Here is a 24,669-nt window from a genome sequence, read left to right as displayed (position 1 = left end):
TAGGTTTCATTAGGAGGGGTGCTTGTGAGCATCAGGCCGATTGAATATCAAGGGGCGATTCCTCGTTCCCAGCAAGTGGGGAAAATTCAAGATCAGCTTCAGCAACGGGGTCAGGTAGGGCAAGAGGTTATTCAAGAACAGTTAAAAGATGAGACAAACACTAAGAGAAAGCAAGTAAACGAAGCAGAAGAAACCGATGTGGCCAGATTTCGCGACGGCGACAAGGAGAAAGGGCAACAAAAGCACGAGAAAGAGAAAGAAGAGCGGAAAAAGCAGCAAAAGAAAGTGCAGAAAAGCCATCCATATAAAGGGCAATTTATTGATTTTTCAGGCTAAACCTTGCACAACTGAAGGAGGAGAAATGAGCACAATCGCCATTATCAGTTTAATTCTTCACGGGGTGACGTTTCTCTGGATCATCACACTCATGCAAAAGCTATCGTTAAAAGAAACGGAGACAGACCACAAAAAGACGGTCAAAGAAATAGAGGATTTACTTGCGGCGTATACGCTCGAAATGAAAGAAGAAAATGAAAAGCTTCTCAAGCAGTTCGAAGCGATGAGAAAGGTGCCAGTAGCAAAGGAGCCGGAGGACGCTTCTACCCTAGCTACCCCCGCTAAGCCAATGAGTGAGCCTGAGCCAGAGGCTGTACGAGAATCGGATCCCCCTCCGCCAGAAGATCAAGAGGAGTCTGTTCCCCCGTGGCTTGACGGGTCCAATGACGAAGCCGTCATTGTCGAAACATCCGATCAAAGCCGAGTCATTTCATTAGCGAAACAGGGACTTTCCGTTGAAGAGATTGCTAAAAAATTAAATATGGGAAAAGGGGAAGTAGAGCTACTATTGAAATTTTACGGTTAAATCGTGACTCGCTCTTGCTTTCCCTCTTTTCGTGTGGTATATTAATCCACGGTGTTAATCACACACGCCTCGGATTCAGGCAAAGGTGCTATCTGAACAGGTAGTCTTGCATGAACATGATGAGTGCGGAGGACAAAAAAACCAAAGAGGAGGTGTTGGATGTGGCAGTTATTTCCATGAAACAATTGTTGGAAGCTGGGGTGCACTTCGGTCACCAAACACGCCGTTGGAACCCTAAAATGGATCGCTACATCTTCACAGAACGTAACGGAATTTACATTATCGATTTACAAAAGACCGTCAAAAAAGTAGAGGAAGCGTACAATTTTGTTCGCGAACTTGCTGCTGACGGCGGGAAAGTCCTTTTCGTAGGGACGAAAAAGCAAGCGCAAGATTCAGTGAAGGAAGAAGCTGAGCGCTGCGGTATGTACTATATCAACCAACGTTGGTTAGGTGGTACATTAACGAACTTTGAGACCATTCAAAAGCGCATTGATCGCCTTAAAAAGCTCGAGAAAATGGAAGAGGATGGAACGTTCGATGTTCTTCCTAAGAAAGAAGTTATCCTTCTTAAGAAAGAGATGGAGCGTCTTGAGAAGTTCCTAGGCGGAATTAAAGATATGAACAGCCTTCCGGATGCCCTTTTTGTGATCGACCCTCGTAAAGAGCGTATTGCGATCGCGGAGGCTCATAAGCTAAACATTCCAATCGTAGCGATTGTAGATACAAACTGTGACCCGGATGAAATCGATTATGTCATTCCAGGTAACGATGACGCGATTCGCGCGGTTAAACTTTTGACTGGAAAAATGGCAGATGCTGTAGTAGAAGCAACTTCTGGTGCTGGCGAAGAGGCAGAAGAAGTGGCGGAAGAGACAGAAGAGACAACAGCTTAATGTCAAAACTCTCGGAAAGGGTGATAAAGGGGAGTGACCCTTTATCGCCTTTTTTTCCACTATGAGAAAAGACAGGAAAGCAAAGCATACTAAAAAGCCGAGCTTTTCTTAAAATGAACAGCTTACAAAGATAAGATCATCATACATAATCATTAAGGAGGAATGTTCCATGGCAATTACGGCAAGCATGGTAAAAGAGCTGCGCGAAAAAACAGGCGCAGGGATGATGGATTGTAAAAAAGCATTAACAGAAACGAACGGAGATATGGATAAAGCGATTGACTATCTTCGTGAAAAAGGGATTGCGAAAGCGGCGAAAAAAGCGGACCGCGTAGCTGCTGAAGGACTAGCCTATGTAAAAGCAGAAGGGAATCACGCGATCATCGTCGAAGTTAACTCTGAAACAGACTTCGTCGCAAAAAACGAAAACTTCCAAAAACTCGTAGCTGAATTAGCTTCTCACTTGCTAGAAAAACGTCCTACTTCTGTGGAAGAAGCGCTAGAGCAACCATTTAACGGTGGAGAAACGGTTCAAGAATACATCAACTCTGCGATTGCAAAAATTGGCGAAAAGCTTTCCCTTCGTCGGTTTGAAATTGTTGAAAAAGAAGACGGAGATGTGTTTGGACAGTACATCCATATGGGTGGACGCATCGGGGTTCTTTCCGTTATCGGTCAATCTTCAGATGAAGAGCTTGCGAAGGATATTGCGATGCACGTTGCAGCGATTAACCCTACTTATGTGACACGCGATCAAGTGTCTGAGGATGAAGTAGCTCGCGAGCGCGAAGTGTTAAAACAGCAAGCACTTAATGAAGGTAAGCCAGAAAACATCGTCGAAAAGATGGTGGAAGGGCGTCTTGGCAAATACTTTGAGCAAGTATGTTTACTTGACCAAGCATTCGTTAAAGATGGCGATCAAAAAGTTGGCAAATACGTGCAAAGCAAAGGGGCTACTGTGAAAGAGTTCATCCGCTATGAAGTAGGGGAAGGGCTCGAGAAGCGTGAAGACAACTTTGCAGAAGAAGTTATGTCTCAAGTGAAGAAGTAATGAGGAACACGCAAGGCGCATAGTAGAGTGAGCGGTGGCGCCTGTTTTGAAGATAAAAAGGGGCACTGCGTGTCCCTTTTTTCAAAAAAGCGAGCTTCAGCATGAAACACATATACATAGAGAGTGGAGCTTGAACTTCAGATAAGACTTTGGAGGTACTCATGGCTAAATATAAACGAGTCGTTTTAAAGTTGAGCGGCGAGGCGTTAGCAGGAGAACAAGGATATGGCATCGATCCGGAAGTCATTCAATCGATTGCTTCACAAATTAAAGAAATCGTTGAATTAGATGTAGAGGTCGCTGTCGTCGTAGGTGGTGGCAACATTTGGCGCGGGATGGCAGGTAGCGCGAAAGGGATGGACCGAGCAACTGCAGATTACATGGGGATGCTAGCGACGGTCATGAATTCATTAGCGTTACAGGACAGCTTGGAAAACCTTGACGTCCAATCACGCGTTCAAACCTCGATTGAAATGAGACAAGTGGCAGAGCCTTATATTCGCAGACGGGCGATTCGCCATTTGGAGAAAAAGCGGGTTGTCATTTTTGCCGCAGGAACAGGAAATCCTTATTTCTCTACCGATACAACGGCTGCACTACGGGCAGCTGAAATCGAGGCTGAAGTCATTTTAATGGCGAAAAATAAAGTGGACGGTGTGTACAATGCTGACCCTTCTGTTGATGTCAATGCCAAAAAATATACGTCCATTTCCTATTTGGATGTGTTAAAAGAAGGCCTAGCGGTCATGGACTCAACGGCTTCATCCCTATGTATGGACAACAACATTCCGCTCATTGTGTTCTCGATTATGGAAGAAGGTAATATTAAAAAGGCCGTTCTTGGAGAAGAAATCGGTACTGTTGTAAGGGGGAGTAACTAATGTCAAAAGAAGTGTTAAACGATGCAGAACAACGTATGACGAAAGCAACGGAAGCGCTAGGACGTGAATTAGCAAAGTTACGAGCTGGTCGTGCGAATCCAGCGATGCTTGATCGCATCACAGTGGAATATTATGGAGCGGAAACACCGCTTAATCAGTTGGCGACCATTTCAGTTCCAGAGGCTCGTTTATTAGTCATTCAACCATTCGATAAGTCATCCATTTCAGACATTGAACGTGCGATCCAAAAGTCAGATCTCGGATTAACCCCTTCCAATGACGGAACTGTGATTCGTATCACAATTCCACCGCTTACGGAAGAGCGTCGTCGCGACTTAACAAAGCTTGTGAAAAAGTCAGCAGAAGAGGCGAAGGTTGCCGTTCGAAACATTCGTCGTGATGCCAATGATGATTTGAAAAAACGACAAAAAGACGGTGAACTGACAGAGGATGATTTGCGCAGAGTGACAGAGGATGTCCAAAAGCTGACAGACAAGTACATCGAGCAAATCGACCAAAAAGCAGAAGCGAAAGAAAAAGAAATCATGGAAGTATAATCACTTTCACGTTAAAATAGAGTAATGTAAGAGACCCTCTGATGATAGGGGGTTTTTTTCTCTAATTAAATTGTTCATAAAAGGCTCCGATCTGGTTGGCACAACGGTCTTCATAAAATAAGGAGTTTGAACGCAACATTGTTGGAGGGCTATCCATGCTTGAAAAGTTTTCAAAGTGGAAGGGAAATCGTTCAAATCATACGACACCTTCCCATTCGCTTGATGAATCAGCAATTCCAAAACATGTGGCCATTATTATGGATGGAAATGGCCGTTGGGCCAAGAAAAAAGGTCTTCCTCGCATAGCAGGACACCGCGAGGGGATGAAAGTCATTAATAAAATTGTCCGAAAAGCCATTGATTTAAAGATTGAAGTGCTGTCCCTATACGCATTTTCTACGGAAAATTGGAAGCGTCCAAGAACAGAAGTAGATTATTTGCTTAAGCTTCCCGAACGTTTCTTAAAGCTCGAGCTGCCAAACTTGATGGAAGAAAATGTACAAGTGCGAATCATGGGGGGATTGGACACCTTACCGGAGCATACAGCGAAGGCTGTCACAAAAGCAATGGAGGAAACGAAAGATAACACGGGCCTTATATTAAACTTTGCGCTAAATTACGGCAGTCGATATGAAATGGTGGAAGCGATGAAACAGGTTGCCAAAGAAGTAGAGACGGGAACCCTTTCGAGCGATGCCATTACAGAAGACGTGATTAGCCGCCATTTAATGACGGCTGACCTCCGCGACCCAGATTTGCTGATCCGAACGAGTGGAGAAATACGCTTGAGCAATTTTATGCTATGGCAATTAGCTTACAGTGAATTTTGGTTTACCGATGTGCTTTGGCCGGATTTTACAGAACACCATTTGACGGAAGCGATCGCTGTCTATCAAAAACGGGCACGGCGCTATGGAGGCGTTTAAGAAAGGGGCGAACCTCTTTTGAAACAAAGGGTTGTTACAGCCATTATTTTTGGACTAGTTTTTCTAACATTCGTCGTTGTAGGCGGGCTTCCGTTTACGATGTTTATCATTGTCGTCGCAACGATCGCAATGAGCGAATTGTTAAAAATGAAAAAGATTGCGCCTTACTCACCGATGGGGGCGTTCAGCCTTTTGCCAATGTGGATGCTGCTCCTGCCGAACGATTGGTTTAAAGTAGTTATTCCTGACTTCACGAAGGTTGAAATTTTCATCTTTTTTATATTATTTCTTTTGTTACTTACCGTATTAACGAAAAATACATTTACATTTGATGAGGCAGGGTTCGTGATCCTCTCTTCAGCGTACATAGGATATGGATTTCATTTTTTACTATTAAGTCGCGAAATCCCCGAAATCGGGCTTCCTCTCGTCTTTTTCGTTTTATTTGTTATCTGGGCGACCGATTCAGGCGCTTATTTTGCAGGACGGGCGTTCGGCAAGCATAAGCTTTGGCCACACATTAGCCCGAATAAGACGATCGAAGGGTCCATCGGAGGAATCATATTAGCGGTTATCATCGGTAGCCTTTTTTACTGGATTATGCCGCTATTTTCCTCTTATGGAGTCGCTCTTGCGGTGATCGTAGTCGCTTCTGTCTTCGGGCAACTTGGTGATCTTGTGGAATCCGCCTTAAAGCGTCACTATGCCGTAAAAGATTCAGGGACTGTCTTGCCAGGTCATGGTGGAATATTAGACCGGTTTGACAGCTTGATTTATGTCATGCCCATCTTGCATTTATTGCATTTGCTTTAACGTCTATTTAGAAGTGTAGGTGAAAATGTGAAAGGTATCAGTGTATTAGGAGCAACTGGATCCATAGGGACGCAAACATTGGACGTGCTGGCGAACCACCGAGACAAATTTCGCCTTGTTGCCATGTCTGTAGGAAAAAATTTAACGCTCGCAGAAGAGCAGATTCATCAATTTAAACCGCCTCTAGTGTCAGTCATGACAGATGAGGACCGGAAAACGTTGGCTTCCAAAGTTCCAGAAGGTACGAGAGTTGTCTGTGGAGAAGAAGGACTTATCGAAGTGGCAACTGCCGAGAAAGCCGAGATTCTTGTCAATGCCGTTATTGGTAGCGTCGGTTTAGCTCCAACTCTCGCGGCGATTGAAGCAAAGAAAACGATTGCTCTCGCGAATAAAGAAACCCTTGTTACAGCGGGACATCTTGTAACAGAAAAAGCAAGGGAACATGGCGTAAAGCTGCTGCCAGTTGATAGTGAACATTCGGCCATCTTCCAAGCGTTGCAAGGAGAACGGATGGATCGATTGCACCGAATCATCATTACCGCCTCTGGAGGGAGCTTTCGCGATAAATCACGGGACGAGTTAAACGGTGTAACCGTAGAGGATGCTTTAAAACACCCTAATTGGTCCATGGGGGCAAAAATTACAATCGATTCGGCAACGATGATGAACAAGGGGCTTGAAGTTATTGAAGCCCACTGGTTGTTCAATCTTCCGTATGAAAAAATTGATGTGTTGCTACATAAAGAAAGCATTATCCATTCCATGGTAGAGTTTGTCGATCGAAGTGTCATTGCCCAGCTAGGGACACCCGATATGCGCGTGCCGATCCAATATGCCCTTTCCTATCCCGACCGACTTGAATTTCATGAGGGACAACAGTTAAACTTATGGGAAGTAGGTAAGCTTCATTTTGCTCCATTAGATATGGAACGTTTCCGTTGTATGGCGTTCGCATACGAATCAGGAAAGCAAGGTGGAACGATGCCTACGGTCTTAAATGCAGCGAATGAAGAAGCCGTCGAGTTGTTTTTAAACAACCAGCTATCGTTTTTAGGCATTGAAGATGTGATTGAAAAGGCGCTTGAACGACACGAGCGCATCGATTCACCAAGTTTAGCGGACATTTTACATGTCGATCAAGAAACGAGAGCGTTTGTCCACTCGTTGATAAAATAAAGGTGGGGTATAACTGTGCAAACACTAATTGCTTTTTTAGTGATGTTTGGGGTCTTAGTTTCTGTTCATGAATGGGGGCATCTCTATTTTGCAAAAAGGGCAGGCATCTTGTGTCGCGAGTTTGCGATCGGGTTTGGACCAAAACTGTTCTCATGGAAAAGAAATGAGACAGTTTACACGATTCGCTTAATTCCTCTTGGAGGATACGTGCGTATGGCGGGCGAAGATCCAGAGTTGATTACCATTAAACCTGGATATGAAGTGGGGCTCGTGTTTAATGAAAAAAACGTAGTGTCTCGCATCATTGTGAACAACAAATCGAAGCATCCAGAAGCACAGGTTGTCCAAGTAGAGCGTATTGACTTAGAACGTGAACTGTTCATTGAGGCCTATGACGACGACGGTGAACGGAAGCGATGGGACATCGATCCAAAAGCGGAGATGGTACAAGATGAAGAGGCAACACAAATTGCCCCTTATGATCGGCAATTCGGTTCAAAATCGGTAGCACAGCGAGCATTGGCGATTTTTGCAGGCCCTTTAATGAACTTTGTCTTAGCGTTTGTCCTGCTTGCCGCTCATGGCTTTATGCAAGGAATTCCTGTAGAAGACCCAGTTGTCGGAAATATCGCTGAAAATAGTGCAGCTGAGACTGCTGGCTTGCAGAAGGGCGACTATGTGCTAAGCATTGATGGTCAGACTCTTGAAACATGGGTTGATATGACGATGATCATCCAACAACACCCAAATGAAGAGATTACTTTTGAAGTGGAGCGGGCAGGACAAATTTTGCAAATTCCGGTCACACCCAATCAGGTCGAAGGGATGGATGGTGAGCCAATTGGCTTAGTAGGGATCGAACGCCCAGCACCAGAACCGGCCACTCTCGTTTCAGGTCTTCAATTCGGAGCGACGCAAACCTATACGTATATGACGATGATTTTTGACGTGCTTCGACTGCTCGTGACAGGTCAATTTTCTTTAGATTACGTAGCAGGTCCTGTCGGGATTGTCAATTATACTGGCCAGGCAGCGGAAATGGGTATATTTGTCCTATTACAATGGACAGCAGCGCTGAGTGTTAACTTGGGGATCGTCAACTTGCTACCATTGCCAGCCCTTGATGGTGGGAGACTCGTCTTTTTAGGCTTGGAGGCGGTACGCGGGAAACCTCTTGATCCGAGCAAGGAATCGCTCGTTCATTTCGTAGGTTTTGCCCTATTAATGCTCCTCGTCCTTGTCGTCACATGGAATGATATTAACCGGTTGTTTTTATAAAAAGCATTTAAATGATGAGTAGATATGAAAGAAGGGACGTTTCATGAAACAATCTTTTTTCCTCGTGCCAACGATGAGAGAAGTTCCAGCAGACGCAGATGTCGTAAGCCATCAGCTGATGCTACGAGCTGGGATGATCCGTCAAGTGGCCGCAGGTATTTATACGTACTTACCGCTTGCACGTCGAGTGATTCGTAAAATCGAATCAATTGTAAGGGAAGAACTCGATCAAACTGGAGCGCAAGAGATTACGATGCCAACGTTGCACCCTGCAGAGCTCTGGCAAGAATCTGGACGCTGGGAAAAGTATGGTGACGAGCTCATGAGGCTAACGGATCGGCATAACCGTCAGTTTGCCCTCGGCCCGACCCACGAAGAGGTCATTACATCCCTCATTCGTGATAGCATCAACTCCTATAAAAAATTACCGCTCAACGTTTATCAAATTCAGTCGAAGTTCCGTGATGAACGAAGACCTCGGTTCGGACTCCTTCGCGGACGCGAATTTATTATGAAAGACGCTTACTCGTTTCACACGGGTGGTGAAAGCTTAGATGAGATGTACAAGGTAATGTATGATGCTTACAGTCGCATCTTTCGCCGTGCAGGCCTTAACGTGCGCCCAGTTATCGCTGATTCTGGTGCCATTGGTGGGAAGGATACCCATGAATTTATGGCCCTTGCTGATGTGGGCGAAGATACGATCGCTTACTCCGATCAATCGGATTATGCGGCGAATATTGAGATGGCAGCTGTCAAGGTAAACTACACACGCCCAGATGAGCCATTGCTTGAGCGGGAGTTAGTTGATACGGGAGATGCCAAAACGATTCGTGCAGTGGCAGAGAGATTGTCTGTTCAAGAGGAAAAAATCATTAAGTCACTGCTCGTATCGATCGATGACGAATGGGCCCTTATTTTACTCCGCGGCGATCACGAGCTGAATGACATTAAGCTGAAGCACGCTTTAGGCGCTTCAGACATTCGCTTAGCAACAGAGGAAGAGGTATTAGAGGTGATTGGTACCGAGGTGGGGACGATTGGTCCTGTCGATGTAAAAGGGGTTAAAGTCATTGCTGATCACGGTATTAAATCGATTGTAAACGGTGTGTGCGGAGCAAATGAAAGCAACAAACACTTTATTCACGTCAATGAGGGGCGTGACTTTACCGTCGACACATACGCAGATCTTCGCTTTATTCAAGAAGGGGACCCATCTCCAGATGGAAAAGGAACAATCCGCTTTGCTCAGGGGATTGAAGTCGGTCAAGTGTTTAAGCTCGGTACCGTTTATTCCGAAAAGCTTGGAGCCACGTTTTTAGATGAAAACGGGAAGTCCCAGCCAATGCTTATGGGCTGTTATGGCATTGGTGTGTCTCGGATGGTGGCAGCTGTCATTGAACAGCATCATGACGAGGATGGGATCGTCTGGCCGACGTCAGTCGCCCCATTTGACGTTCATGTGCTTGCGTTAAATGTGAAGAAAGAAGAGCAGATGAAACTAGCAGACTCGGTCTATCATTCTTTGCAACAAGCGGGTCTGGATGTTTTGTTGGATGATCGACCAGAGCGTGCCGGAGTAAAGTTTAAAGACGCTGATTTAATTGGCTTACCGCTCCGTGTCGCCGTCGGAAAACGGGCAGATGAAGGCTATGTGGAAGTGAAAGTCCGCAAAACAGGTGAAGTGATTGAGGTCCATGCAGATGAGCTGGTACCGACAATTCAAGCGAAGTTGCAGCAGCTAGCAGAGTAAGGGAAGCGTGAGAATGGTACCTCTCATCTGGAGGTACCTTCATTTTTGCCTGCTTCTTGTAAGGAAGCGAAGAATAAACAGAGATATCTAGCTATTAACGAACACTTTTGCTTTTTTGTAAAGGAGGGAGAAGGATGAACGAAGAACAACGCGTGCGCCAGGAGCGCTTCAAATTGTTAATGGAGCAGCTACTCATCCCGGAAGACGTAACAGCTAACCATTTGAAGGATGGAAAAATCGAAAAGCTCACGATCAAAAAAGATGAGCGCCGATGGCACTTTCAGTTGTCTATACCGACGGTGTTACCCGCTTCCATCTATGAGCTACTTGCCGATCGCTTGGTTCAGACGTTCTCTCACATTGCCAAGGTGAGCTTTCAGATCCAATATGGACAACCGGATCTCTCAGAACAAGTGTGGCAATCCTATTGGCCATTGATCGTTGCTAAACTAACGAATATCTCGCAACCACTTAAAGAAATGCTTGAGAAGCAAACACCGCGCTTTGACGGCAAAAGACTTGTCATTCAAGTCGGAAATGAAACAGAAGCAATCGCGTTAAAGCGGAAGCTGACGGAACCGTTGCAGCAAGCGGTGCAATCGTTTGGCTTCCCGGCTGTGCAATTAGATGCGGAAGTCAAGGAATCGAAGCAGGCGTTTGAAAAATTTGTCGAACAGCGAAAGCAAGAAGATCATTCGAAAGTGGTTGAAGCGATACTAGAAAAGAAAAAGCTTGAACAGCAAGTGGAAAAGAAGATGAAGGAAGAGAAGCTGACGATTGGTTATCCGATCAAGGATGAACCCGTTCCCCTCGAGACGATCGTGGAGGAAGAACGCCGTATTACCGTTCAAGGTTACATATTTGCAGCCGAGACAAAGGAGCTTCGCAGCGGGCGGACGCTATTAACCTTTAAGATTACAGATTACACCGATTCGATCTTGGTGAAAATGTTCTCTCGTGATAAAGAAGACATTCCGTTATTACAAGCTGTGAAAAAAGGAATGTGGGTAAAAGTTCGTGGCGGGGTTCAAAACGATACGTTCGTTCGCGATCTTGTGATGATTGCGAACGACGTCAATGAAGTAAGTGGAAAAGAGACGAAAGATGAAGCACCAGACGATGAAAAGCGGGTTGAGCTCCATTTGCATACGGCAATGAGTCAAATGGATGGTATTTCGTCTGCGGGTGCGTATGTAACGCAAGCGAGCAAATGGGGCCACAAGGCGATTGCCATTACTGACCATGGCGTTGTTCAGGCGTTTCCTGAGGCGTACGGTGCTAGTCAGAAGCACGGGATCAAAGTCATTTATGGGGTTGAAGCAAACTTGGTCGATGACGGTGTACCGATTGCCTATAATGAAGCCCACATACCGCTTCTCGATAGCGAATTTGTCGTTTTCGACGTGGAGACGACAGGGCTTTCTGCCGTTTACAACAAAATTATTGAGCTTGCGGCAGTTAAAGTGAAAAACGGCGAAATCATTGATCGGTTTGAGCGATTTGCCGACCCTCATGAACCGCTCACCAATACGATTATAGAGCTAACAGGAATTACGGATGATATGCTGAAAGGCCAACCGGAAGTGGAGCAAGTGCTCAATGAATTTCATGCGTTTATCGGCGATGCCGTCCTCGTCGCCCACAACGCCAGCTTTGATATGGGGTTCCTCAATACAGGATTTCAAAAAATGGGGCTCGGTGAAGCAAAAAATCCGGTCATAGACACATTAGAGTTAGGACGTTTTCTTTACCCGACACTGAAAAACCACCGTCTAAATACGCTTTGCAAAAAGTTTGACATCGAGCTCGTAAGCCATCACCGGGCGATTTATGATGCGGAAGCAACAGGACATTTGCTTTGGAGAATGGTTAAAGACGCGACGGAGCGAGACATTTTGTATCATGACCAATTAAACGACAACATGGGGGAAGGAAATTTCCACCGCCAACGGCCGTCCCATTGCATTTTGCTTGCACAAACGCAAGAAGGGTTAAAAAACTTATATAAGCTCGTGTCCATGGCCCATGTCGAATACTTTTATCGTACACCGCGCATCCCTCGTTCTCAGTTGCAAAAGCATCGGGAAGGGATCCTCGTTGGCTCTGGTTGCGACAAAGGTGAAGTGTTCGAGGGTATGATGCAAAAAACTCCGCAAGAAGTAGAAGAAATCGCCAAATTCTATGATTATATCGAAGTCCAGCCGCTAGCAAACTATGAACATTTGATCGAAAAAGAGCTTGTGAAAAGCCGCGAAGCGTTGCAGGAAATCGTAGCGAATATTGTCAAGCTTGGAGAGCAGCTTGGCAAGCCAGTTGTTGCGACAGGAAATGCCCACTACCTTAAGGAAGAAGATTACATTTATCGAAAAATATTAATTGCTTCACAGGGCGGGGCCAATCCTTTAAATAAGCAAACACTCCCGCAAGTTCATTTTCGAACAACATCGGAAATGCTAGAGGCGTTCGCCTTTTTAGGGGAAGAGAAGGCGAAAGAGATCGTAGTCACGAACACGAATCACATTGCAGATCAGATCGAAGAGATTCATCCGATTCCAGATAAATTGTACACTCCGAAAATTGAAGGGGCCGATGAGGAAATTCGGCAAATGAGCTACAATAGAGCCCGGAAGATTTACGGTGATCCTCTACCTGAAATTGTGGAAGCCCGGCTAGAAAAAGAGCTTAAGAGCATCATCGGACACGGGTTTGCGGTTATTTACTTAATCTCGCATAAACTTGTAAAGAAATCACTCGATGACGGCTACCTAGTCGGTTCTCGTGGCTCGGTCGGTTCATCGTTTGTGGCGACGATGACTGAGATTACTGAAGTGAACCCCTTGCCGCCTCATTACGTATGCCCTAACTGTCATCATTCTCATTTCTTTAATGATGGGTCGGTCGGTTCAGGCTACGACTTGCCAGATGAAAATTGTCCAAAATGCGGAACACCTTATGTAAAAGACGGACAAGACATTCCGTTCGAAACGTTCCTCGGCTTTAAAGGGGACAAGGTTCCTGATATAGATTTGAACTTCTCGGGGGAGTATCAGCCTAGAGCCCATAACTATACGAAAGAGCTGTTCGGTGAATCGTACGTCTACCGTGCAGGAACTATCGGTACAGTTGCGGAAAAAACAGCTTACGGATATGTTAAAGGCTACCAAAGTGATCACGACCTCCACTTCCGCGGGGCAGAGATCGACCGACTTGTGACGGGCTGTACGGGGGTAAAAAGGACGACCGGTCAGCATCCGGGCGGAATTATTGTTGTTCCAGATTATATGGACATTCACGACTTTTGCCCGATTCAATTCCCGGCAGATGACCGCGGAGCCGAATGGAAAACGACTCATTTCGACTTCCATTCCATCCATGACAACTTGCTAAAGCTCGATATTCTAGGACACGATGATCCAACGGTCATCCGAATGCTCCAAGATTTGAGTGGGATTGACCCAAAAACAATCCCGACGGATGACCCAGAAGTGATGAAAATCTTCAGTGGTCCAGACGTGTTAGGTGTTACTGAGGAACAAATTATGTGTAAGACAGGAACGCTTGGGATTCCTGAGTTTGGAACAAGGTTCGTGCGGCAGATGTTAGAGGAAACAAAGCCGAGTACGTTTTCAGAACTCGTACAAATTTCAGGTCTATCTCACGGAACAGACGTATGGCTTAACAATGCGAACGAGCTCATTTATAACGGAACGTGTGAGTTAAAAGATGTGATCGGCTGCCGGGACGATATTATGGTTTACTTGATCTATAAAGGACTTGAACCATCACTTGCCTTTAAAATTATGGAGTTTGTCCGTAAAGGGAAAGGCCTTCAGCCAGAATGGATTGAAGAAATGAAAAAGCATGATGTGCCTGATTGGTACATCGGCTCCTGCTTAAAAATCAAATACATGTTCCCGAAAGCTCACGCCGCTGCTTACGTTTTAATGGCGGTTCGGATCGCTTACTTTAAAGTCCATTATCCGATCCTTTATTACGCCTCTTATTTTACGGTTCGAGCGGACGATTTTGACCTCGATACGATGGTAAAAGGCTCGGCAGCCATTCGGGCGAAAATCGAGGAGATTAACGGTAAAGGACTCGATGCATCTCCGAAAGAGAAAAGCTTGCTGACCGTCCTTGAACTTGCGTTAGAAATGGTCGAGCGTGGCTTCTCCTTCCAAAAAGTTGACCTATATCGCTCAGAAGCGACTGAGTTTCTTGTGGAGGGCAATACGCTTATCCCACCGTTCAACGCGCTGACAGGTGTTGGAACAAATGCTGCGATTAACATCGTTAAAGCAAGAGATGAGCGGGAGTTCCTTTCGAAGGAAGATTTGCAGCAACGAAGCAAAATAACAAAGACAGTATTAGAAAATCTCGATGCTCACGGGTGCCTGGAAGGATTACCTGAATCGAATCAACTATCGCTGTTTTAGTAGATCATCCTCTAGCCTAGTTGCAAAGAGCGAAAGAGTATGATATTGTTTTTATGGTAATACTTAGAATAGTTTCGGAGCAAAGAGTGGGGAAACCCACTCTTTCGTTTGTTCCTCTATCACAAAGGGAAAACCTCTGGAAGATAGGGGAGCACACGAAGGTGTAAACGTATGTTTTACCAAGCCAAATTTATCAATCGTACGAGCGGTTTTTTTGAAGGAAAACGAAACGACGGAAACAATAAGTGAAGGAGGGTATAGATGGGTAAAAAAGTAGTAGACATTACGGCAGAGCTCGTCAAGCCCATATTGGAGCAGCTTGATCTAGAACTGTACGATGTTGAATTTAAGAAAGAAGGAAAAGACTGGTTCTTGCGTGTGTTCATCGACTCTGAAACAGGCGTCGATTTAGAAGACTGTGGGAAGGTAAGCGAGCGATTAAGTGAAAAGCTAGATGAAACAGATCCTATTGAGCAGGCTTATTTTCTTGAAGTCTCATCCCCTGGAGCAGAGCGCCCGTTAAAAAGGGAAAAGGATTTGTTGCGTTCGATCGGCAAAAACGTTCATGTGACGCTATATGAGCCAATTGATGGAGAAAAAGCGCTTGAGGGAGAACTAACCGAGTTTGACGGTGAAACCTTAACGATCGAGATAAAAATTAAAACGAGGAAGAAGACAGTCACCATTCCGTATGCGAAAGTCGCAAGCGCGAGGCTCGCAGTTGTCTTTTAATTTGAAAGGGGGAAGCTGGCGTCATGAATAGTGAGTTTATGGACGCACTGACAACGCTTGAAAAGGAAAAGGGAATTAGCAAAGAAGTAATCATTGAGGCCATTGAAGCGGCACTTATTTCTGGCTATAAGCGCAATTTTAATCAGGCGCAAAATGTACGTGTGGATGTGAATCGTGAAAATGGTAGCATTCGCGTGTTTGCTAGAAAGGAAGTTGTTGAGGAAGTATTTGATGCAAGACTGGAAATTTCTCTTGATGAAGCCAAAGGGATTAATCCTAACTATGAAGTGGATGATGTGGTGGAAATCGAAGTAACACCAAAAGACTTTGGACGGATTGCCGCGCAAACGGCCAAACAGGTTGTTACACAACGAGTGAGGGAAGCAGAACGTGGCATTATTTATGCCGATTTCATTGACCGCGAAGAGGATATTATGACGGGGATCGTCCAGCGCCGAGACAATCGGTTTATCTATGTTGATTTAGGAAAGGTAGAGGCGCTGTTGCCACTTAGCGAACAAATGCCAAACGAATCGTACCGTCACAACGACCGAATCAAAGCGTACATTACAAAAGTAGAAAAGACGACAAAAGGTCCGCAAATTATGATTTCTCGTACTCATCCTGGTTTATTAAAACGGCTGTTTGAACTCGAAGTACCGGAAATTTATGACGGAACAGTTGAGCTAAAATCGGTTGCCCGTGAAGCGGGAGATCGTTCAAAAATTTCCGTCCATGCGGAAAATCCCGAGGTGGATCCAGTCGGGGCGTGTGTGGGTCCGAAAGGGTCGCGGGTGCAAACAATCGTCAATGAATTAAAAGGCGAAAAGATCGACATCGTTCGCTGGTCTGAAGACCCTGTTGAATATGTAGCGAATGCGCTCAGCCCTTCAAAGGTAGTCAAAGTTAATGTGAACGAAGAAGAAAAAACGACACAGGTCATCGTTCCAGATTATCAACTGTCACTAGCGATTGGTAAGCGTGGACAAAACGCTCGTCTTGCAGCAAAGCTGACAGGATGGAAAATTGACATTAAAAGTGAGAGCGAGGCTCAGGAGCTAGGCTTACTTGAGGATGAAGCAGCTAGCCATGAGACTCTAGTATTGGATCAGGAAACGGCTGATCAGCCAGAAGCGACGGTGGAAACGAGCAAAAACCACGAGGAAGAGTAAAGGGGATGATGCTAATGAAACAACGTAAAATCCCTCTCCGAAAGTGCGTTGTCACAAATGAAATGAAACCAAAGCAAGAATTAATCCGCGTCGTACGCTCACCAGAAGGGAACGTTTTCATTGATCCGACTGGAAAGCAAAACGGACGAGGTGCCTATATTAGCAACAATAAAGAGTGCTTTGAATTGGCAAAGAAAAAAGACATTTTGTCTAAACATTTAAACGTCAAAGTGTCGGATGATGTGTACGACCAGCTAGAGGAAGCGAGACAGCGAGGGAGCTCCAAATGAGTGAGGCAAAGTGGCTATCGCTATTAGGATTGGCCGCTCGCGCCCGCCAATTGCTCACAGGGGAAGAACAAGTGGTGAAAGCCGTCCAAAACGGCCAAGTAACCCTCGTCATCCTTTCATCTGATGCTGGGATTCATACAAAGAAAAAACTTTTAGATAAATGTGGCAGTTATCAAATTCCTGTAAAGGTTGTCGGCAACAGACAGATGCTTGGGCGAGCAATCGGCAAGCATGAGCGCGTTGTGATCGGAGTGAAAGACGCAGGATTTTCTCGAAAGTTAGCCGCATTAATCGACGAATGAGGTGGAGGTAGACATATGAGGAAGATGCGAATATATGAGTACGCCAAAGAAAAAAATCTATCAAGTAAGGAAGTAATCGAAAAGTTAAAAGGTCTTAATGTCCACGTTTCCAACCATATGTCCGTGATCGATGAAAAGACGATCACACTCCTTGAAGGGAACGGGAACCAGAAGCAAGGTGGAAGCGGGAAGCCTGAGCAGCAGAAAAAGGCCGGAGAGAAAAAACCTGCTCAAGACCATGGACAACGTAAGCCGAATCCAGCCCCTGCTAAAGCTAATAATCAACATGACCGCTCCCAAGGTAGCGACCAACAAAAAGGAAAGGCGCAAGATGGGGGACAAAAGCCAAAACACAAGGGCAACAAAAATAAAAAACAACATCAAAAAAACAACAACAATAAGCGAAATCAACGGGGAAGAGGGCGTCAGCCGGAGATGAACAAAGCGAAGCCATTACCGGAGAAAGTGACATTTTCCGGATCACTAACGGTCGGAGAGCTTGCGGAAAAGTTAAACAAAGAGCCGTCTGAGCTTATTAAAAAATTAATGTTTCTCGGCGTGATGGCCACAATTAACCAAGAGCTTGATAAAGATTCAATCGAGTTAATTTGCGAAGACTACGGAGTAGAAGTAGAAGAAGAAGTGATCATTGATGAAACGGACATTGAAAGCTATGTCGTTGAAGATGATCCGTCCCTATTGAAAGAGCGTCCACCAGTCGTAACGATTATGGGTCACGTCGACCACGGGAAAACAACGCTCCTTGATTCGATCAGAAACACGAAAGTAACCGAAGGGGAAGCGGGCGGAATTACGCAACATATCGGTGCTTATCAAGTGACCGTCGAAGGAAAGAAAATCACGTTCCTCGACACACCAGGTCACGCGGCATTTACAACAATGCGAGCACGTGGTGCACAAGTGACGGATATTACGATCCTAGTCGTTGCTGCCGATGACGGTGTGATGCCGCAAACAAAAGAGGCGATCAGCCATGCGAAAGCGGCAGGTGTTCCAATTATTGTTGCGGTTAACAAAATGGATAAGGAAACAGCAAATCCAGATCGTGTCATGCAAGAACTAACAGAATATGAGCTCGTACCAGAAGCATGGGGAGGCGAAACAATCTTTGTGAACGTCTCGGCTTTAACGGGCACAGGCATTGATGAGTTACTTGAAATGGTGCTTCTCGTGGCTGAAGTGGAGGAGCTGAAGGCAAATCCAGACCGGTTAGCTCGCGGAACGGTCATTGAAGCGGAGCTCGATAAAGGACGCGGTCCAGTTGCTACCCTTCTCGTTCAGAGCGGAACGTTAAAAGTTGGCGATCCAATCGTCGTTGGAAGCACATTTGGCCGCGTGCGGGCGATGGTCAATGACGAAGGTCGTCGCGTGAAAGCAGTGGGACCGTCCACGCCAGTTGAAATTACTGGTTTGAACGATGTACCGCAAGCAGGCGATCAGTTCCAAGCATTTGCTGATGAGAAGAAAGCTCGTTCAATCGGGGAAGCTCGCGCGACACGTCAAAAAGAAGAAGAGCGGGCCGAAACATCAAAAGTGAGCCTTGATGATTTGTTTAATCAAATCCAACAAGGGGAAGTTAAAGAGATCAATGTCATTATTAAAGCAGACGTACAAGGATCGGTTGAAGCGATGCGCGGCTCGCTTGAAAAAATAGATGTTGAAGGTGTTAAAATTAACATCATTCATACAGGAGTTGGGGCGATCACTGAGTCCGATATTATTTTAGCTGCGGCGTCCAATGCCATTGTCATCGGATTTAACGTTCGTCCAGATGGAGGAGCGAAGCGGACAGCCGAACAAGAAAAAGTTGACATCCGTCTTCATCGCGTCATCTACAATGCAATTGAGGAAATCGAAGCAGCGATGAAAGGGATGCTCGATCCAGAGTATGAAGAGAAAATTATCGGGCAAGTGGAAGTACGGACAACATTCAAAGTATCTCGTATCGGAACGATTGCTGGTTCCTATGTCACAGAAGGAAAAATCGTTCGCGATGCAACCGTTCGTTTAATCCGTGACGGTGTCGTCATTTACGAAGGAAGCATCAACGCTCTAAAACGCTTTAAGGATGACGTGAAGGAAGTCGCACAAGGATATGAGTGCGGGATTACGCTAGAAAATTTCAATGACATTAAAGAAGGCGACATCATTGAAGCGTACGTCATGGAAGAGATTGAGCGAACATGATCATTGGCGCTGTGTACTGTGAGCTGATCATCTATGATGTCAACTCATTAAAAGCAAAGCGCGCGGTCTTAAAAAGTGTGTTAACACGGCTAAAGCAACGGTACAATGTCGCGGTCGCGGAAACGAACTATCAAGATGTGTGGCAGCGGGCCGAGCTTTCAATTGTCACAGTCGCTTCTGATCGCAGGGTAGCCGAACGGGAGCTACAACGCTCCCTTTCCCTTATTGACGGGGAGCCAGCTCTTGAGCGAGCGCTCACGAATTACGAATGGTTATAACATCGAGCGAAAAGAGGTGAAAAATTCATGAGCAATGTTCGGGCCAACCGTGTCGGTGAACAAATGAAAAAAGAGTTAAGCGATATTTTTATGCGGGAACTGAAAGATCCGCGAATTGAATTTGTGACGGTTACTGGGGTCGACGTTACAGGTGATTTGCAGCAAGCCAATGTGTATATTACGGTCCTTGGTGATGATGAGCAAAAAGAGGCTACTCTTGCTGGACTTTCAAAGGCAAAAGGATTTATTCGCTCAGAAATCGGTAAACGGATTCGCTTACGAAAAACCCCTGAATTGTTTTTCCATTTTGATGAATCCATTGAATACGGAAATCGCATCGAAAAATTACTCCAGGATATTAATCGAGATGGGGAGTAACGGTGCATTAGGATAGGACGCGATGGTTCCTATCCTCTTTTCCATCTTTATGTCTTATTTTCACACGCCGATAGGCACGAGCTAGAGGAGAGAGTCGAACGATGGATATGACAGGAATTTTGCCGTTAGCAAAACCAAGAGGGATGACATCCCATGATTGTGTGGCGAAGCTTAGGCGACTACTGAAAACGAAAAAAGTCGGCCATACGGGGACACTGGACCCTGACGTTTATGGTGTATTGCCGGTTTGTATTGGCCATGCGACCAAAGTGGCCCAGTACATGTCCGACTATCCGAAAGCTTATGAAGGTGAAGTGACGATCGGGTTTTCGACGACAACGGAGGATCGAAGCGGTGATACGGTTGAAACAAAAACGATTCAGCAGCCGTTTGTCGAAGCAGTAGTTGATCAAGTGCTCGCAACATTTGTTGGAGAAATTAAACAAATTCCACCGATGTACTCTGCCGTAAAGGTGAGAGGAAAGCGCTTGTATGAGTATGCACGAGCAGGTATCACTGTCGAACGACCAGAGCGTACGGTCACTATTTTTTCTCTCGAACGAATGAGTGATATAGTCTATGAAGAAGGTGTTTGTCGCTTTCGGTTTAACGTCTCTTGCAGCAAAGGAACGTATGTCCGAACGTTAGCGGTTGACATAGGAAAGGCGCTCGGCTATCCTGCCCATATGTCAGACCTCGTCAGAACGAAGTCAGGTCCTTTTTCATTGGAGGAATGCTTCACCTTTACAGAACTAGAGGAGAGACTAGAACAAGGGGAGGGTTCCTCGCTGTTGCTGCCAATAGAAACAGCGATTTCAGATATCCCTCGTGTGCAAGTGAACAAGGAGATAGAGGAAAAAATTCGCCATGGTGCCGTCTTGCCACAAAAATGGTTCAATCATCCTCGTTTTACGGTTTATAATGAAGAAGGAGCATTGCTTGCTATTTACAAAGCCCATCCGTCGAAGGACGGGTTCGTCAAGCCAGAAAAAATGCTAGCGAATGATCAGCAATAAAAAAGGGGAACAAGGCCGATGGAAACCATCTATTTAACACATCCGATTCAATATGACCGACATGAAAATCCGCCAACCGTCATGGCACTCGGTTATTTTGATGGCGTGCATCTCGGACATCGAACGGTGATCGAAACGGCTGTAAAAATAGCAAAAGAAAAAGGCGCAATGTCTGCTGTTATGACCTTTCATCCCCATCCGAAAGAAGTGCTACGGAAGCCGTCTGAACCGATGTATTATATTACACCCCTTGAGGATAAAATCACAGAAATCGAAACACTCGGGGTTGATAAGCTATTCGTCGTAACATTTAATGAGATTTTCGCTTCATTAACTCCGCAGCAGTTTGTCGATGAGTATTTACTTTCATTACATACGATTCATGTTGTGGCTGGCTTTGACTTTACATACGGCCAGCTCGGAAAAGGAACGATGGAAACCCTCCCGTTTCATGCCCGTAATCTTTTTTCTCAAACGACTGTCGCTAAGGTGGAGGAGCATGGAACAAAAATTAGTTCAACACATATCCGCCAACTCCTTGACGAGGGCAGAGTAGAAGAGATCTCTCAGTTTCTCGGAAGGGACTATGAGGTGAAAGGGAAGGTCGTACATGGAGAAAAGCGAGGGCGGACGATCGGTTTTCCGACAGCGAACGTTGCACCAATTGCTCGCTATATGATTCCGGCGACGGGCGTATATGTTGTGGAAGCCGTTCTTGATGGTCGGACGCTTCAAGGGGTTTGCAATGTCGGCTATAAACCGACCTTTCACGATTCCACTTGCCACGGGCGGACGATTGAAGTCCATCTCTTTGATTTCGCTAGTCATATTTACGAACGAGGCTTAACCGTACGCTGGAAAAAGCGAATTCGGTCAGAGCAAAAATTTGCTAGCCTCGAAGACTTGAAAAAGCAAATCCAACAAGACACAGAAACCGCAAAAGCATACTTTAATCAATGAAATAAAGATTCAGCTTGCATTTCTATTCGAAACGTTGTAAACTACACTTTGTACTTAACGGGAGATACGATCCCGGAAAAGATCCATTGCTTGGCAAGACGATTTCACCGACGCTTGCTAGGGAATTGGAGTTTTTACTAAAAGGAGGTGGACAGGATGGCATTAACACAAGAACGCAAAAATGAAATCATTAATGAGTTCAAAACCCACGAGAATGATACAGGTTCTCCAGAGGTTCAAGTGGCTATCCTTACTGAGCAAATCAACACGTTGAACGAGCACTTACGTACGCACAAAAAGGATCACCATTCACGCCGTGGTCTTCTTAAAATGGTAGGTCAACGTCGTAACTTGTTAACGTATTTGCGTAACAAGGATGTTACTCGTTATCGTAACCTTGTTGATAAGCTTGGCCTACGTCGATAATGAAGAGAAAAAGCGGGAGATTTCCCGCTTTTTTCTTACGGAAAAAGGCAGGCAAAATTACGTAATGACTCTTTTAATTTCCTCATAAATCGGCAATAATAAAAAAAGATTGTTTAATTTACGTGCGAGAGGAGTACGTCTGAATGGAACAAGAAAGACATGAGTTTTCTATTGATTGGGCAGGACGGAAGCTCACAGTGGAGACAGGCCAGTTGGCGAAACAGGCAAACGGTGCCGTACTAGTTCGTTACGGAGATACCGCGGTTCTTTCAACAGCTACTGCATCCAAGGAGCCAAAGGACCTTCCGTTTTTTCCACTTACAGTCAATTACGAAGAGCGACTTTATGCAGCCGGAAAAATCCCTGGTGGCTTCATTAAGCGGGAAGGTCGACCAAGTGAAAAAGCGATTTTGGCGAGTCGTTTAATCGACCGTCCGATCCGACCGTTGTTCCCAGAAGGATTTCGTAATGAAGTGCAAGTGATCAGCATTGTCATGAGTGTGGATCAAGATTGTTCCTCTGAAATGGCAGCGATGGTAGGATCATCTTTAGCCCTATCCATCTCTGATATCCCGTTTGAAGGACCTATAGCAGGTGTGACGGTTGGTCGGATTGACGGACAATTTGTCATTAACCCAACGCAGGATCAGCTCGAGAAAAGCGATATTCACTTAGTGGTGGCAGGAACAAAAGACGCGATTAACATGGTAGAGGCCGGAGCTGAAGAAGTACCGGAAGATGTTATGTTAGAAGCGATCATGTTTGGTCATAACGAAATTAAACGCCTAATTGAATTCCAAGAGAAGATTGCAGCTGAAGTTGGAAAATCGAAAACCGATGTGGTGTTAAAGCAAGTAGATCCGATGCTTGAACAAGAAGTTCGCGTAAAAGCGGAGGAGGATTTAAAGCAAGCAGTTCAAGTGCCGGAAAAACATGCCCGTCAAGATGCGATTGAAGCTGTGATGGATAAAGTATTAGAGACGTATGAAGACAATGAGGACGTTCCTTTATCTGAAGTGAATGAAATCTTACATAAAATTGTCAAGGAAGAAGTACGTCGTCTCATCACAGTGGAAAAGATTCGCCCGGATGGTCGTGAGATTGATGAAATCCGTCCACTCTCATCACAAGTGGGGATCTTACCGCGAACACACGGATCTGGCTTGTTCACACGTGGACAAACCCAAGCGCTCAGCATTTGTACACTCGGTGCGTTAGGTGATGTGCAAATTCTTGATGGCCTTGGGATTGAGGAATCGAAGCGGTTTATGCACCATTATAACTTCCCACAATTCAGTGTGGGTGAAACTGGGCCTATTCGTGGACCAGGACGTCGGGAAATTGGTCACGGTGCATTAGGGGAGCGAGCGCTAGAGCCGGTCATTCCGAGCGAACAGGATTTTCCATACACGATCCGTCTCGTTTCTGAAGTTTTAGAATCGAACGGGTCCACATCACAAGCGAGCATTTGTGCCTCTACCTTAGCCATGATGGATGCAGGGGTTCCAATCAAAGCACCCGTTGCGGGTATTGCGATGGGGCTCGTCAAGCAAGATGAGCATGTGAGCGTCCTTACGGATATTCAAGGAATGGAAGATGCCCTTGGTGATATGGACTTTAAAGTGGCGGGTACGAGAAAAGGTGTAACGGCCTTACAGATGGATATTAAAATTTCTGGTATTGACCGAGCGATTCTCGAACAAGCTCTGGAACAAGCACGCAAAGGCCGGATGATCATCCTAGATAACATGCTTGAAGCCATTAGTGAATCTCGCAGTGAGCTTTCACCATATGCGCCAAAAATCTTAACAATGACAATCAATCCTGATAAAATTCGTGATGTTATTGGACCAAGTGGAAAGATGATCAACAAAATCATTGAAGATACAGGTGTAAAGATTGACATTGAGCAAGATGGGACGATCTACATCTCATCAGCTGATACAAACATGAACAACAAAGCCCGTGAAATTATTGAGGACATCGTTCGGGAAGTAGAAGTTGGACAAATGTACCTCGGGACCGTCAAACGGATTGAAAAGTTCGGTGCCTTCGTTGAACTATTTAAAGGAAAAGACGGACTTGTTCATATTTCACAGCTAGCAGAAGAGCGAGTAAATAAGGTCGAAGATGTTGTAAAAATCGGCGATGAAATTCTCGTAAAAGTTATGGAAATTGACAACCAAGGCCGAGTCAACCTGTCGCGCAAAGCAGTGTTGAAGGAGCAAAAAAAGGCGGAAGAGCAGAACCAGAAGTAACAGAAAGAGACTGGAGCCTG

Annotated in this window: 23 protein-coding genes; all 23 read left to right on the top strand. The window is 45.4% G+C overall.

What is annotated here, in order from left to right; translation table 11 throughout:
* Positions 1-24 precede the first annotated feature (24 nt).
* The gene (locus tag FED51_RS12340) at positions 25-336 is read left to right on the top strand and encodes a hypothetical protein (RefSeq protein ID WP_010898582.1); all 312 of its coding nucleotides are present in this window, start codon (positions 25-27) and stop codon (positions 334-336) included.
* 25 nt (positions 337-361) lie between these two features.
* Positions 362-862, top strand: a complete 501-nt coding sequence (locus tag FED51_RS12335) for a DUF6115 domain-containing protein (protein ID WP_138090553.1) — start codon at positions 362-364, stop codon at positions 860-862.
* 161 nt (positions 863-1,023) lie between these two features.
* Complete coding sequence (rpsB, locus tag FED51_RS12330) at positions 1,024-1,758, top strand: 30S ribosomal protein S2 (protein WP_053431955.1); 735 nt, start codon at positions 1,024-1,026, stop codon at positions 1,756-1,758.
* Between the two features lie 169 nt (positions 1,759-1,927).
* Positions 1,928-2,809 carry a translation elongation factor Ts gene (gene tsf / locus FED51_RS12325; RefSeq protein WP_138090551.1) on the top strand — a complete coding sequence of 294 codons (882 nt, stop codon included), beginning with the start codon at positions 1,928-1,930 and terminating at the stop codon, positions 2,807-2,809.
* 161 nt (positions 2,810-2,970) lie between these two features.
* Positions 2,971-3,690 carry a UMP kinase gene (pyrH, locus tag FED51_RS12320; RefSeq protein WP_053430964.1) on the top strand — a complete coding sequence of 240 codons (720 nt, stop codon included), beginning with the start codon at positions 2,971-2,973 and terminating at the stop codon, positions 3,688-3,690.
* Positions 3,690-4,247, top strand: coding sequence for a ribosome recycling factor (gene frr, locus FED51_RS12315; protein WP_010898577.1), 558 nt, complete (start codon positions 3,690-3,692; stop codon positions 4,245-4,247). The genes pyrH and frr overlap by 1 nt, the downstream gene beginning before the upstream one ends.
* A 155-nt stretch (positions 4,248-4,402) precedes the next feature.
* Positions 4,403-5,173 carry an undecaprenyl pyrophosphate synthase gene (locus tag FED51_RS12310; protein ID WP_010898576.1) on the top strand — a complete coding sequence of 257 codons (771 nt, stop codon included), beginning with the start codon at positions 4,403-4,405 and terminating at the stop codon, positions 5,171-5,173.
* Between the two features lie 18 nt (positions 5,174-5,191).
* Complete coding sequence (locus FED51_RS12305; RefSeq protein ID WP_138090549.1) at positions 5,192-5,986, top strand: phosphatidate cytidylyltransferase; 795 nt, start codon at positions 5,192-5,194, stop codon at positions 5,984-5,986.
* A gap of 27 nt (positions 5,987-6,013) precedes the next feature.
* A complete protein-coding gene (gene dxr, locus FED51_RS12300; RefSeq protein WP_010898574.1) occupies positions 6,014-7,162 on the top strand; it encodes a 1-deoxy-D-xylulose-5-phosphate reductoisomerase in 1,149 nt (382 codons plus the stop codon).
* Positions 7,163-7,177: 15 nt separating this feature from the next.
* A complete protein-coding gene (gene rseP, locus FED51_RS12295) occupies positions 7,178-8,440 on the top strand; it encodes an RIP metalloprotease RseP (RefSeq protein WP_053430966.1) in 1,263 nt (420 codons plus the stop codon).
* Between the two features lie 43 nt (positions 8,441-8,483).
* Positions 8,484-10,193 (top strand): proline--tRNA ligase, encoded by a 1,710-nt coding sequence (locus tag FED51_RS12290; RefSeq protein WP_138090547.1) that lies wholly within the window; start codon positions 8,484-8,486, stop codon positions 10,191-10,193.
* 134 nt (positions 10,194-10,327) lie between these two features.
* Complete coding sequence (locus tag FED51_RS12285) at positions 10,328-14,629, top strand: PolC-type DNA polymerase III (RefSeq protein ID WP_138090545.1); 4,302 nt, start codon at positions 10,328-10,330, stop codon at positions 14,627-14,629.
* A 261-nt stretch (positions 14,630-14,890) separates the two neighbouring features.
* A complete protein-coding gene (gene rimP / locus FED51_RS12280) occupies positions 14,891-15,361 on the top strand; it encodes a ribosome maturation factor RimP (RefSeq protein WP_010898570.1) in 471 nt (156 codons plus the stop codon).
* 23 nt (positions 15,362-15,384) lie between these two features.
* The gene (gene nusA / locus FED51_RS12275) at positions 15,385-16,533 is read left to right on the top strand and encodes a transcription termination factor NusA (protein WP_053430968.1); all 1,149 of its coding nucleotides are present in this window, start codon (positions 15,385-15,387) and stop codon (positions 16,531-16,533) included.
* Positions 16,534-16,547: 14 nt separating this feature from the next.
* Positions 16,548-16,823 (top strand): RNase P modulator RnpM, encoded by a 276-nt coding sequence (rnpM, locus tag FED51_RS12270; protein ID WP_010898568.1) that lies wholly within the window; start codon positions 16,548-16,550, stop codon positions 16,821-16,823.
* Positions 16,820-17,125 carry a YlxQ family RNA-binding protein gene (locus tag FED51_RS12265; RefSeq protein ID WP_010898567.1) on the top strand — a complete coding sequence of 102 codons (306 nt, stop codon included), beginning with the start codon at positions 16,820-16,822 and terminating at the stop codon, positions 17,123-17,125. The genes rnpM and FED51_RS12265 overlap by 4 nt, the downstream gene beginning before the upstream one ends.
* 15 nt (positions 17,126-17,140) lie before the next feature.
* Complete coding sequence (gene infB, locus FED51_RS12260; protein ID WP_053430969.1) at positions 17,141-19,333, top strand: translation initiation factor IF-2; 2,193 nt, start codon at positions 17,141-17,143, stop codon at positions 19,331-19,333.
* The gene (locus FED51_RS12255) at positions 19,330-19,611 is read left to right on the top strand and encodes a DUF503 domain-containing protein (protein ID WP_010898565.1); all 282 of its coding nucleotides are present in this window, start codon (positions 19,330-19,332) and stop codon (positions 19,609-19,611) included. Before infB ends, FED51_RS12255 begins: the two co-directional genes overlap by 4 nt.
* 27 nt (positions 19,612-19,638) lie before the next feature.
* The gene (gene rbfA / locus FED51_RS12250) at positions 19,639-19,989 is read left to right on the top strand and encodes a 30S ribosome-binding factor RbfA (protein WP_010898564.1); all 351 of its coding nucleotides are present in this window, start codon (positions 19,639-19,641) and stop codon (positions 19,987-19,989) included.
* A 101-nt stretch (positions 19,990-20,090) separates the two neighbouring features.
* Positions 20,091-21,005 (top strand): tRNA pseudouridine(55) synthase TruB, encoded by a 915-nt coding sequence (gene truB / locus FED51_RS12245; protein ID WP_276403770.1) that lies wholly within the window; start codon positions 20,091-20,093, stop codon positions 21,003-21,005.
* Between the two features lie 18 nt (positions 21,006-21,023).
* On the top strand, positions 21,024-21,965 hold the full coding sequence (gene ribF, locus FED51_RS12240) for a bifunctional riboflavin kinase/FAD synthetase (RefSeq protein ID WP_010898562.1): 942 nt from the start codon (positions 21,024-21,026) through the stop codon (positions 21,963-21,965).
* 156 nt (positions 21,966-22,121) lie between these two features.
* Positions 22,122-22,391, top strand: coding sequence for a 30S ribosomal protein S15 (gene rpsO, locus FED51_RS12235; protein ID WP_010898561.1), 270 nt, complete (start codon positions 22,122-22,124; stop codon positions 22,389-22,391).
* A 143-nt stretch (positions 22,392-22,534) separates the two neighbouring features.
* The gene (pnp, locus tag FED51_RS12230; RefSeq protein WP_010898560.1) at positions 22,535-24,649 is read left to right on the top strand and encodes a polyribonucleotide nucleotidyltransferase; all 2,115 of its coding nucleotides are present in this window, start codon (positions 22,535-22,537) and stop codon (positions 24,647-24,649) included.
* The last annotated feature ends 20 nt before the right edge of the window (positions 24,650-24,669 follow it).

Origin of the sequence: Halalkalibacterium halodurans, from assembly GCF_005671335.1 — a bacterium.
In the GTDB taxonomy this organism is placed as follows: domain Bacteria; phylum Bacillota; class Bacilli; order Bacillales; family Bacillaceae_D; genus Halalkalibacterium; species Halalkalibacterium halodurans.
This window is presented reverse-complemented; position numbering and strand designations above follow the sequence as displayed.